This window comes from Microbulbifer maximicatervae (SeqCode) (genome assembly GCF_052467065.1).
Genome location: NZ_CP174299.1, coordinates 3,229,770 through 3,241,751, shown reverse-complemented (window position 1 = coordinate 3,241,751; position 11,982 = coordinate 3,229,770). Strand labels below are relative to the sequence as shown.

Below are 11,982 nucleotides of genomic sequence, written 5' to 3'. Positions count from 1 at the left end.
CCGCTGGTTTGTCCGCCCCTAATACGGTCGTTAGGCATCTAATGAGAGTAATCGCACTTTATATAGTTTTATTTTCATCACTAGCAATGGCCACGGAATTTGCGCCCTCTAAATGGTATCCACATAAAGACTATACACCGTCAGATAAAGTAATCCTGGCCTTCGATATCGCTCAGGAATATTATGTAAAGAATGTAGCCAGCACAAACCAACTCATTGATTATGAGTTTCATGCTTATGCAACAGATGGTGGCTACATCGTTTCAATTATGGTGCTTTATCGTGAGAAAGATGGCAAGTATAGCGTGGCGATGGATGGCGAGCACTGTATCTTTTTGAATCAGCAATACACAATAAAAGGATCAAGGCAGTGCATGGCAGCAGGACCAAATCCTTTAAAGCAGTGATATCTAAAAACCCGCAACAATCGCTCCCGTTGGTCGCTGGGACAGTCAAAACGCTACGCTTATTTTGCCTGTCCCTGTGTGGGTCGTTATGAGCTAGCTCTGAGGAAATTACGATTATAGGATCTATCTTATATTCACTCTTAGTGTTTGTAGTTGTGGGGCCGTTTATCGGCACTATACTATTTTCCATCCAAGGTGGAGCCTCTCCATTGAAAATATTAGGGCTTGGTTATGTCATGGGCTTGTTGCCCGCTTTAGTCGCTTGGGCATTTAATTTGGCGTTTACGCTATTAATCAAGCGTCGTAACCTACCGGGTTACACATCTGGTATGCTAAGCGGTGTTGCTTTGCTGCTAGTTGCATTGGTTATAAAGGGTTTTCCATCTGATCCTAAAGCTGGTTTGTTTTTGTTGTTTATGTTAATTATTCCATCATGCATTTGTGGCTGGCTGGTTAATCAAAAGTTGGGGAGTCTTCAAAGTTCATAACAAGGCAATTAACTATGCCACTTGCTGCGCAAGCGGCCAGACCTCCGCAAACTGCACTTGGGCCAGCCCGTTATCGCGGGGTCATGACCAAGGAAGTTGAAATATGTGGGATGAAATTGTTGTAAAGATCTTACCTTACCTTAAAGGCTTTACTCTCTGGAAGGTAAATGAAAGAAGAGTATATGAAAAAATTGATCCAACAGATATAAAATCGATAAGTGAAAAAACATGTTACTTGGCTATATCTTGCGCAAAAGAAAGAGAGTTACCTCCCTATAATACAGGTGGCCCAATAGAAGAATTACTTAATTCTTTGTCGGGTGTGGTGGAAAACGATATTTTCAGACAAATAAGTAGAAGTGGACCATTTTTTGGTGAGTACCTTCGGATTGAAAAATCATAACAGCTCGATGTTGTTACCCCATTGCGGCAGTTTTGTATCATAAATTAAGAAAAGAGGATATATTTTGATAAAGCTCTCTGTAAGCATTGATGTTTCTAATATTAAACAAGCTGAGGATTTTTATATTAAAGCTCTTGGCTGCAAAAAACTAAGGGATCAAGGTGGAATGTCAGTAATTTCAGTAGAGAACTGTGATATTTATCTACAAGAGAAAGAGGCTGGATCAGCAGCAGCCCCCACCGAGACAGTTGAGCGAAATTATTCTCGTCACTGGACCCCCGTTCATATTGACTTTCTAACTGAAAACGTAGACGAAATAGTTAAGCGAATTGTTAAACTAGGCGGAAAGCATGAGGGCGGAGAAAGAGGTGACTGGGGTACTATTGCATATTGCTCAGACCCTTTTGGTAATGGGTTTTGTGTAATTAATGAGTAAAACACATACAAAGCACATTAAAAGTCGCTTCACCACGTTGCGCCTGATGTCGTTGACGCTCTGCCTTTTATATGGTTGCTAGCCTCCTATAGGAGTTTTATGAAAAATATAGATTTAAAAGGAATTTTCGTCGGTGGATTTCTTGGGCTACTCGGTGTTTTCGTTATCGCCGTAATCTCAACATTTATTAAAATTATGCTGTTTGGCTCTCAACCGTACAATACTCCATACACTACCGAAGAGCTTGTTATTTTGGTTTTGACATGTGCCTTTAGCTATCTCTGGTCAGGCTTTATAATTTCCAAAATATCCCGAAAAGGCAAATTGCTTAATCCGATTATCGTCTCTTTAATAATATTAGTATTAGCTCTCTTTCCTGCTCGTGAAGTACCGTTTTGGTATATTTTACTATCTGGTTTGCTAGCGCCACCTCTTTTCTACTATGGTGCTAATTTCCATCTTAGAAGGCTAGCCAGGTGCTCAAGCAAAGAGGTCGTAAAAGGCGCTGCTTAGCTTGGCGTTGGGCCTGCAGCCTTACACGGGACGACCAACGCTCCAGCTGCTCCTGTTGTGGTCATTATGCTCTGTTCAGCTCTCTAACATCAGTAAATAATAAAAAGGAATCAACGAATGATTGAAAGTGCCCAAATAATTCAGCCTGTAATTGCCTTGATAGCTTGGTCTATGGTTATGTGGCTGTGGATGTACGCAACACGATTGCCTGCCGTGAAGAAAGCTAAATTAAAGCTTGATCCGAATGCTCCTCGCGGAGAGCAAATGTCAACCCTACCTCCCCATGTTCGTTGGAAAGCTGATAATTATAATCATCTCATGGAGCAACCAACTATTTTCTATGCTTTGGCAATATCACTTGCAGTCCTTGGCGCAGGAGATGGCATAAATTTTATTCTGGCATGGACATATGTCGGTATTCGAGTAATTCATAGTATTGTGCAAGTAACTTTTAACAAAATTGAAATCAGGTTTTTAATATTTGCTCTATCAAACATTCCATTATTAGCCTTAACAGTGAACGCTGTGCGAATCACATTCATGCAATAAAACCAGTGGGCATAACAAGACGTCGGCGTTCGGCAGCAAACTGCCAGGGACGCCTACGAAACCTTCCCCCATTGAGTAGACGCCTACCTTTTGAATAGGGTAGGAAAAAATGCCGAAAGTACTGAGTGAAGAGCGAGTTGTTGAATATTCAACAGAATTCAAAGTTAGAGTGGTAGCTCTCACTAATCAACTGAAAGTAGATACGACTACTATCGCCAACATTATTGGTTTGCATCCAGTAATGGTGTATAGATGGCGACAGGAAAGTAGAGAAGGCAAGCTGGTCGAGAAGCCCAGTCGTAGAATAAGTATGACAAAAACAACGAAAAATCGGTCTCAAACCGATGATAAAGAGATAAGACGTCTAAAAAAGCAGATCGAGAAATTGCAAAAGGAGAATGATTTCCTAAAAAAGTGGGAAATGTACCTGAAAGATCCAAAACTGAAAGATTCTCGTTCATAGCTCTTAATCGATCAGACTTTGGTGTCAGGTACTTATGTAGATACTTGAATGTTTCACCCCAAGGGTTTTATAAGTGGCTCAATCGAGATGAGAGCACTCGTGACATAGAGAATAGGCGAATTCTAGGGTGTATCGAAGCTATCTATACACAGCATGATGGTAATTATGGAAGTCCAAGAATTAGCGCAGAGCTGAAAGCTAATGGTGAACGAATAAATCACAAACGCGTTGAACGCCTTATGAGAGAGGCTGGAATCGTGGGGAAAGCTGGAAGGATCTATCGTCGACGCCCTTTGCCTGGAAATCCTTATATTAAGGTTGAAAACCTACAAAGAGAGCATGGTATGCCGAGTAAACCAGACTCTCAATGGGCTGGTGATGTAACCTATCTGAAGATCAATGGACAATGGCAATATTTAGCTGTGATTATTGATCTTTACTCCCGGAAAGTGTTGGGTTGGGAGTTGTCGGATACTCGAACTGTTGAGCTAACACTGTCAGCGCTAAATAAAGCTGTTCGTCGCAGAAATATAGAATCAGATCTAATATTTCACAGTGACCGAGGTTCTGAGTACGGTGCTTATGCATACCAAAGTCGACTCAAAGAACTGGGTATTGAGCCGAGCATGAACCGTCCAGGATTTATGAATGATAATGTGTATGTAGAATCATTTTTTCAAACACTGAAAACTGAGAGTTTCAAAGGATTTAATTTTGAATCCGTTGAGGAACTAAGAGCTAACTTAGCTTGGTATCTTGATAGGTACTATAACTTTAAAAGAAGACATGGTTCACTTGGGTTCAAAAGCCCAGATGAATATGAAAGAATGGCCGCATAAGATGAATATAAGGTGGCGTCTACTTTAAGGGGGGAGGCTTCTACGGCGCCCCACAACTTCGTGTTAGCACCGTATATGAAAGTACATATACCTTATGAAGAAAGATCTGGAAGAAATCCGGATTTTGTAGTCAAGTACAAGATAGACTTATCTGAAGAGAATAAAAATGCCAAGCCGGGACAAGGAATGAGAGTGGATTTTCTTTATGACGGGGATGATCCGCAAGTTGAAGGTATACACATGATCTGGCCAGAGATTCTTGATGAAGATGGCAGAGTCATAAGAGATACTACTCCAGGTAATATTCCTAATGAAGGCTTTGCCAATATGTGGATATTAAGTGAAGAGCGCCGTGAGTATCACCATAAGAGGCTTAAGATTGGCACAAAAGGGACTTGGTGGCGTGGTGGTCGCATTGCAAATGTCACGGTAGTTCAGATCAATGCTGTTAAATAGCACTTACAAAGTGTGGCACAATCGCCCATAAAGGATACAGACTGGACTCGCTACACGTCGTTTCACTCGCCTGTGTATAAGGCATTAAAAGTTATGAAAATAATTGCAGCATTAATTTTGACTGCTCGATCTTCTAGCGCCTTATCATATCAGGCACTTTCAACGGCCGTCAGATCTCTATTAGAGTCAGGGGGTACAGATAGCTTTGTTCACGTAGGAAACAGCACACAGTCAGAATTCAACAAACCGCGAAGCATTAGCTCGTTATGCACCCTCAACATTCTCGAAGGTGATGCCAAACAACCAATAGGTGATGGTAGCGCTAGCAATCATGCTCTCATTACCTACCCTGGCTTTAGAGCTCTCGGCATTCGTGTAAAACCTGAAGAATCTGGCAAATACCATATATTGGGTTACTGGTCCCAGTAAGCTCCTAACAAGTTGCTGAATCCCACCACCTATACTCCGTTCGCTTTGTGCTGTACGCTACGCTAGCATAAAGCGGCTCCATTCCAGCGGCGCCTGTGCAAGGTGTTATACGTAAGGAAGAATCGTGGATGTAACTACACTGAGAGAAAAGCAGGAAGAGTTTTTTCAGTCAGGTAAAATCAACAAGGCTGAATACAATGAGCTGTCATCGATTCACCAGAGGATATCTGAAATATCATCGAAGGCTGAAATGAACCCAGAGGAAGCTGAAAAGATAGGTGAACTATTGCAATCTAGCTCAAATATTCTATTAAAAGATGCTATCGAAACAGATACCACCTTTACTCAAAGGTTAACAAAACGAAGTAATCAAAGATTCAAACAATGTATCTCTATATTACTTATAGCCATGTTTATTGGTATATCAATTATAATCATCAAAGGGCTTTAAACACACAAAAAATTTAGAGAAAGGACTGGCAAGCCTGTCACCTAATTTTATTTGCGATTACGTGCCAACTTCATCAGCCCATGTTCACGACATTATGCGTCATTAAATATAGAGTATTAATTGAAAAATGAGTAAAGATCAACCAAATAATCCGCTACACGGTATTACTCTTGAGAAAGTTGTTACACGTTTGCAGGAACATTATGGCTGGGATGGTTTGGCAGATAGGATCAATATCAATTGCTTTAAGAGCGACCCATCAATTAAGTCTTCGCTCAAGTTTTTACGCAAAACCCAGTGGGCGCGCGATGAAGTCGAAGATCTGTATATCTCAACTTTTGAAAATAACTCTCCGTGGGCTAATCGTAAATAAGCACTATTTGGCAACCACATAGACGTCGCTGTGACAAGGCAGGGACAGGCGCATAAATCGGGTAGCCGGTAGTTTCTAGCTACCAGCCCCCACGCTACCCATCGTGCCGGTCCGCAATGGCCGGTTTCCTATCTGCTGAATCCCTACCCAACGATTGGGTAAGCAGCTGCTCATCTAAGTTGAGCGCCATAACAGTGCGCAACCTCAAATTTATTCGACAGGAAACATATCGATAGGCTAGCTCTATCTTTTAACTCGTGGAGTTTAGGTTCAGGCCTTCACTCTGTCCAAGGTATTAATCTTGGCACTTGGCTACTATGCCACCAGCTGAGTTCTATTTAATCACCGTGGTCATTGCTGATCGAGAAGCTGCTGTGTTCTACTGCTTTTGTCTGTCCCCACGATGGTGGCTAGCGGGTTAGGCCTATTTATGAATCGGCGGCCACGCTGACAGCTTCACAACAGCAGGCTAAACAGATCTCTCCAGATAAGAACGTAAACTTTCACTACTCAACTGCATCATTGATCTACCCGCTAGATCACATGGCTTGGATTCCTTGGCCATCTTGCCTCCAGGCAAAGCCTTATAGGATATTTCTGTTCGTCAGCTTGTAGTTTTGCGAGTGGCTTCCTTCCCACAAGACCTCAAGGTGTTGCAGTTGCCCTTCGTTAGTAGTTAGCATTTAATGGACCCCATTAAACGGTGATCCTCCTACAGGAGACTTCCACCCCATTAGTTCACACCCATGCTGGGCGTACCATATTTAGGCACCCGACGCCTACGGCACAGGTGCTAAAAGTGTTATACTTCTTTAACATGATTAAAGTCGATCAGACAGAGATTGAAGAGAGGATGAAAGTTGGGGTCTTATGTAGAGACTTTTCTGGACGTCTTTGCTACGAGATAAATAATTTTCCTCTCGAAAAATACAAAGAGACCAAAAGAGCACTGGTTAAGGAGTTTGGGTTATATCCGTTCGGAGTTACAACCTACGGACTGGATGAAGCCTTTCAAAGCTATATACGAGGGTTGAAACGGATAGGTATTGAGTGGGATGTATGGTCTGGGTTCACTATTGTTGCGAAGAATAAGCGTGCTGAAAATATCGTAATTACTATGGCTAAGTACCTTGAAAGTAGCACCGAAATATAACAATCACAGACAGTTAGACTCCGGCCCTTCAGCCTCCACGGGGCGTCTTACCTTAAGCACCGATGAAGAAATATAAATTTGAAATTTTCGCTGACTACTTTCAGATATATTTAATGGATGTTGAAGCCGATAACAACACTTCAGATATCTGGACAGACGAAGCTTTAAATATAAAGCTTGGCATCTTGCCAAACACTCTTGCTATCGGCACATTCAGAAACATTGATGTTCCTTTAGAGATTGAGATTCACGATAGCGTGCATGAAATTAGCCTTGGAGAATGGGATCATGCTTCTATAGGTTATTTCACGGTAACATCGGGTCAGTGCGCTGTTTTTGGCTGCACCGACTACCTACCTGATGCAGCCAAAATCGATGTGGCCCCTGGTAAGTATTCAGCCATTTCACTCGCGAAGGGCCTCAATTCAATAACCGAGGAGTGGGAAGATGCAGATGATTTATATAAAGTCATTCTGTGGCCTTCTGCCTCCAGTGAGTGTAAGGCTCTAAAGCGCTATGAAAGCATATAACAAAACGATCAATTACAATCCGGCCGCAAGTGGCCTCCGCCAGACATCCAAAAGCGTTCTCCGCACTGGCTGCCGGTTAGCTCAGCGTTAAGTTCACTAGGAGAAACTATGAAAGTTATAAAAGTCTTATTGTTACTGATCATTTCGAGCGTTTCAGTTGCATCAGAAAAAGGGGAGTATGTGTTATCGGAAAAGGAGTTAGCCGCTCTTAAGGTTGGAAGAAGCGTCGCTAAAGAGTTAGCAAATAAATTGCAAAACTCTGGAGATCCTGAAAAAATCGAAACTCTAGGCTTGATAAACCAGATGGCTTTAATCAAACAGTTTCTAGTTAGTCGCACGATGACTGTTCCTGTTGCTCATTGCATGAATATTGAAGGCGGTGAAGACTTGAAGAAGCTTTATGATCAGTGGATAGATGCCGCAAAGGATGATATCCGAAATGGCTACGAAGTGATCAAAGATGGCTTTCAGGGAATGTCATATGAAGAGATGGACAAAGGTACTATCGACAAAATTGAAGAATTAGAGAATAAATACTCTTCTTATTCAGAAGATGAATTAAAATCTATATGCATTAAAAACAAAAAAATTATTTCAGTTTTTTTAGCCGGTTATGAAAATACTTAAATCTGGTAGCCGGTAGTTTCCAGCTACCGGCCCCACACCACCCATCGTGTGTGGCCTGCAATGGGCGGCCCCTATCCGCATACCCAACGATAGTGTCGAGCAGCTCTTCATTTGAGCTAAGTATAATGGCAGCTCCCTACCTCAACTTTATCCGACTGGAAAGTCTAGCCCACTCTTTCAACTCGTAGAGTTTGGGTTCAGGCCTTAACTCTGTCCAAGGTATTAATCTTGGCACTTAGCTACTATGCCGTCAACTAACTTCTATTTAATCATCGTGGTCAATGCTGATTGAGGAGCTGCTGTGTTTCACTGCTTTTTGTCTATACCCTCGATGGTGGCTAGCGGGTTGGACCTATTTATCAGTCAGCGACCACACTAACAACTTCATAGCAGCAAGCTAAACAGATCTCCCCAGATAAGAACGGGAAATTCCACTATATAACTGCATCATTTACTCTACACGTTAGATCACATGGCTTCGGTGTCCTTGGCCACCTCGCCATCAAGCTTAGCCTTATATGATGTTGACGTACGTCAGCTCGTAGTTTTGCTGGCAGCCTCCTCCCCACAAAACCTCACGGTGTTGCAGTTGCCATTCGCTAGTAGTTAGCATTTAATGAAGTCCATTAAGTGGTGATCTTCATATATGAGGCTTTCACCCCATTAGTTCACGCCCATGCTGGGCGGGCGTACCAAGTCAAGGCTATCGGACGCTCCGCAGCTTGAGGCATTAACTGCTTTATTAGCAATTTTACTTGCAAGTGGAAAGTCAAGAATACAAAAAGAGGAATTTCATTGAAAACTATATTCTCATTAGTAATATTCTTAATATTTACGACATTTGAAACTGTTGCTGAAGAAGTTGATACAAAAAAAGATTATCACACCTTTGTTTTGGTACATGGTGCTACAGGCGGTGGATGGGACTGGAAAGAGGTTGGTAAACACCTTAGCGCTAAAGGTCATACCGTCTACAGGCCAACACTGACGGGGTTAGGTGAGAGGCATCATCTTTCCTCTCCTGATATTAACTTAACCACACATATCAACGATATCGTTAACCTGATTGTTTTTGAAAAATTGAAAAATGTGGTACTTGTAGGTCATAGTTATGGTGGAATGGTAATCACCGGAGTTATCGATCGTATTCCAGAGCGAATTCATCATGTTACATTTTTAGACGCGAAAGTACCTGAGGATGGCATGTCAATGATGGAGGGGCAGCCAATACCTGCGGAACATAAAGTGGTAAATGGTCAAGTTCACTTCTCATGGATTGATGTTAATTCCGAATTTCCACGAGATGTTACGCAGCCATTAAAAACACTTACGGAACCTGTATCGTATAAGAATCCTCTGGCAAAAAAACTCAATGTCACTTATGTAGCTTTTATTCCTGAGGGGGTGTCGAAAGCCGATAGAGCTAAAGATCCTTCTTGGCATCGAGCAGTAGAGCGGAAATGGACAATTCGTACATTTAATGGTGATCATGTGATTTATCGGGCCAAGCCCAAAGAATTTTCAGAGATGCTTGAAGAAACCGTAAACGATACAAATAATATTTAAATATTTTGTGGCATGCAGTTAAATCGGGTAGCCGGTAGTTTCTAGCTACCTGCCCCACGCCACCCATCGTATAGGTCCGCAGTGGGCGGTTCCCTATCCGCTGAATCTCTACCCAATGATCGCGTCGAGTAGATACTCATCTAAGTTGAGTACCATGACAGTGCTCAACTTTATCTGACTGGAAACATATCGGTAGGCAAATCCGGTCTTTTAATTCGTGGAGTTTGGGTTCAGGCCTTCACTCTGTTCAAGGTATTAATCTTGGCACTTGGCTACTATGCCGTCAGCTGACTTCTATTTAATCACGCTGTTCATTTCTGACCGAGACACTGCCGTGTTCCACCACTTTTTTCTATCCCCGCGATGGCGGCTAGCGAGCTGGGCCTACATATTAGTCAGCGGCCACACTGACAGGTTCACAGCAGCAAGCTAAACAGATTTCCCCAGATAAGAACGTAAACTTTATATACTCAACTGTATCATTGACTTTGCCCGCTAGATCATCCGGCTTCGGTGTCTTTTATCCCCCCACCTCCAGGCTCAGCCTTTTAGGATGTTTCCGTTCGTCAGCTCATAGCCTTGCTAGCGGCTACCTTCCTACAAGACCTCGCGGTGATAAAGTTGCCATTCACTAGTAGTTATCATTTAATGGAATCCATTAAATGGTGATCCTCCTACAGGGGACTTTCACCCCATTAGTCCACACCCGTTCTGGGCGTACCAACTCGCCTCACAGGAAGCTAGGCGTTATGTGCTAATCGATCCATGAGCCACCATAAGAAGAGATTAATACAGCTTTTAGCGACTGGCGCCATATTAATCCTGCTATATCGAGTGGTCGATTCCTCTGGCGCCATCTCCAATGAGCCAACAAGCTTCACCCCATTCGGCTGGCATTGGTGGGTAGCAATGGGATACTGGTTGTTCATCGTTACATGTGTTTTGCACTTTAATTGCTCTAAATGTAAGAAACCACAGATAATCAGGGCAGTAGTATCAAACAATGGCATTGGCCAAGTGAGTCATGCTGGTCTTGCAATCATAAATTTAGACAAAATAGTGACAACACATAAAAAATCAATCAATGGTGCCTTCGGCTGGACTTCCTTACGCTTTACTCCAGTCGCCCCATTATTGAGGCGTTAGGATCTAAAAGGATTCGAGTTATGGAACCAAAAGAAGTAATTCAGGCTTGGGTTGAGGCCTTTAACAAAGCGGATGTAGAGAAAGTGGTCAGCTTCTATTCTGATGATGCAGTTAACCATCAAGTTGCTAATGATAAGGTGGTTGGCAAAGATGCTATTCGAGCCAGATTTGAAGAAGAGTTCATTGCAGCGGATATGGTATGCATAGTAGAGCATATCTTCCAAGATGGAGATTGGGTAATTTTAGAGTGGAAAGATCCTCTAGGTTTGCGTGGCTGCGGTTTCTTTCAAGTCAAAGATGGAAAGATCGTATTTCAAAGAGGATATTGGGATAAGCTTTCTTTTCTAAAACAACATGGATTGCCAATCCCGCAAGAGTAATTAGCATGGTTGCCCTAGCAAGCCGCTGTGCTGAACATTGAAGTTGTAGAAAAACTAATGTATATCTTTGCTCCCTTAGGAGTGGCCAAATAATAACCACAAATGGTGATCCTACGTGAATTCTGATTTAGCCTTTCACTGATAAGTAGGCTATTTTTCACATAAAAACAAAACACGAAAAGCGGGCTGAGTTTTCCTGCACCTTCGTTAGCACTAATTTGGTACAACCAATGAAAACGACATTACTTTTACTGGTGTTACTTGTTCTTTGTGGATGCTCTAGTAACAAGGTAACTGATAGAACCGAAAACGGTGTACTCATAAATAGCCGAGAAAAAACAGATGGCGGTGTTTCGCTCATTTTTGCTTCAATCGATGGAAAAAAACTTCATCCCGGACCATGGACGGCGCCAATTGAGGCAACCTTTCCAGTTCCGCCAGGACGGAGAGATATTGGTGTAAGAGCTGTATTTACACCAGAAAAAACCACAGCGCAAAAAATAGGTTTTCAACCCCCTTTTCACTATGTTCTTGAGTCAAATACTGAGCTATTGGCAGAGGCAGGAAAATCGTACATGTTGAAAGCTAAAAGGAGTGGGAGTTTAGCTACTTTCTGGATCGAGTCAGAATCGGGGGATATCGAGTCAGAGATTAAAACTGGCCCAGTGAAAAAAGTAACAATTATTCCAGTATTCTATTAAATTAGAATCTGTAGGTAACAGTGCTAACAATGCACAACAGAAGGACAATTTTCTTTATGTGGGCAAGACCAC

The 11,982-nt window shown here is 42.3% G+C and carries 17 protein-coding genes; all 17 read left to right on the top strand.

All coding sequences use genetic code 11. The annotated features are described in order from the left end of the window. Nucleotides 1-41 precede the first annotated feature (41 nt). The 17 genes from ACJJI1_RS14310 to ACJJI1_RS14230 all read left to right on the top strand — a co-directional run bounded on the left by ACJJI1_RS14310 (nt 42) and on the right by ACJJI1_RS14230 (nt 11,910). On the top strand, nt 42-407 hold the full coding sequence (locus tag ACJJI1_RS14310; RefSeq protein WP_444957081.1) for a hypothetical protein: 366 nt from the start codon (nt 42-44) through the stop codon (nt 405-407). A gap of 209 nt (nt 408-616) precedes the next feature. Further along, nucleotides 617-895, top strand: a complete 279-nt coding sequence (locus tag ACJJI1_RS14305; protein ID WP_444957080.1) for a hypothetical protein — start codon at nt 617-619, stop codon at nt 893-895. Nucleotides 896-998: 103 nt separating this feature from the next. Next, complete coding sequence (locus ACJJI1_RS14300) at nt 999-1,298, top strand: hypothetical protein (RefSeq protein ID WP_444957079.1); 300 nt, start codon at nt 999-1,001, stop codon at nt 1,296-1,298. A gap of 64 nt (nt 1,299-1,362) precedes the next feature. Continuing rightward, nucleotides 1,363-1,734 (top strand): VOC family protein, encoded by a 372-nt coding sequence (locus ACJJI1_RS14295; protein WP_444957078.1) that lies wholly within the window; start codon nt 1,363-1,365, stop codon nt 1,732-1,734. 99 nt (nt 1,735-1,833) lie between these two features. Then, nucleotides 1,834-2,247, top strand: a complete 414-nt coding sequence (locus ACJJI1_RS14290) for a hypothetical protein (RefSeq protein ID WP_444957077.1) — start codon at nt 1,834-1,836, stop codon at nt 2,245-2,247. 117 nt (nt 2,248-2,364) lie between these two features. Next, on the top strand, nt 2,365-2,796 hold the full coding sequence (locus ACJJI1_RS14285; protein WP_444935316.1) for an MAPEG family protein: 432 nt from the start codon (nt 2,365-2,367) through the stop codon (nt 2,794-2,796). Nucleotides 2,797-2,905: 109 nt separating this feature from the next. Continuing rightward, nucleotides 2,906-3,259: a transposase gene (locus tag ACJJI1_RS14280; protein ID WP_444957076.1), complete on the top strand. Its 354-nt coding sequence runs from the start codon at nt 2,906-2,908 to the stop codon at nt 3,257-3,259. Then, nucleotides 3,211-4,098, top strand: a complete 888-nt coding sequence (locus tag ACJJI1_RS14275; RefSeq protein ID WP_444957075.1) for an IS3 family transposase — start codon at nt 3,211-3,213, stop codon at nt 4,096-4,098. Before ACJJI1_RS14280 ends, ACJJI1_RS14275 begins: the two co-directional genes overlap by 49 nt. A 75-nt stretch (nt 4,099-4,173) precedes the next feature. After that, complete coding sequence (locus tag ACJJI1_RS14270) at nt 4,174-4,554, top strand: hypothetical protein (protein ID WP_444957074.1); 381 nt, start codon at nt 4,174-4,176, stop codon at nt 4,552-4,554. Nucleotides 4,555-5,107: 553 nt separating this feature from the next. Further along, the gene (locus ACJJI1_RS14265) at nt 5,108-5,434 is read left to right on the top strand and encodes a hypothetical protein (RefSeq protein ID WP_444957073.1); all 327 of its coding nucleotides are present in this window, start codon (nt 5,108-5,110) and stop codon (nt 5,432-5,434) included. Nucleotides 5,435-5,561: 127 nt separating this feature from the next. Next, the gene (locus tag ACJJI1_RS14260) at nt 5,562-5,807 is read left to right on the top strand and encodes a VF530 family protein (protein WP_444957072.1); all 246 of its coding nucleotides are present in this window, start codon (nt 5,562-5,564) and stop codon (nt 5,805-5,807) included. Nucleotides 5,808-6,606: 799 nt separating this feature from the next. Then, nucleotides 6,607-6,960, top strand: coding sequence for a hypothetical protein (locus tag ACJJI1_RS14255; protein ID WP_444957071.1), 354 nt, complete (start codon nt 6,607-6,609; stop codon nt 6,958-6,960). Between the two features lie 62 nt (nt 6,961-7,022). After that, nucleotides 7,023-7,490, top strand: coding sequence for a hypothetical protein (locus ACJJI1_RS14250; protein ID WP_444957070.1), 468 nt, complete (start codon nt 7,023-7,025; stop codon nt 7,488-7,490). A gap of 108 nt (nt 7,491-7,598) precedes the next feature. Then, nucleotides 7,599-8,117, top strand: a complete 519-nt coding sequence (locus ACJJI1_RS14245; RefSeq protein ID WP_444957069.1) for a hypothetical protein — start codon at nt 7,599-7,601, stop codon at nt 8,115-8,117. A gap of 795 nt (nt 8,118-8,912) precedes the next feature. After that, nucleotides 8,913-9,683 (top strand): alpha/beta hydrolase, encoded by a 771-nt coding sequence (locus ACJJI1_RS14240; RefSeq protein WP_444957068.1) that lies wholly within the window; start codon nt 8,913-8,915, stop codon nt 9,681-9,683. A gap of 1,166 nt (nt 9,684-10,849) precedes the next feature. Then, nucleotides 10,850-11,209 carry a nuclear transport factor 2 family protein gene (locus ACJJI1_RS14235; protein ID WP_444916449.1) on the top strand — a complete coding sequence of 120 codons (360 nt, stop codon included), beginning with the start codon at nt 10,850-10,852 and terminating at the stop codon, nt 11,207-11,209. A 230-nt stretch (nt 11,210-11,439) separates the two neighbouring features. Further along, nucleotides 11,440-11,910 (top strand): hypothetical protein, encoded by a 471-nt coding sequence (locus ACJJI1_RS14230; protein WP_444957067.1) that lies wholly within the window; start codon nt 11,440-11,442, stop codon nt 11,908-11,910. Nucleotides 11,911-11,982: the final 72 nt, after the last annotated feature.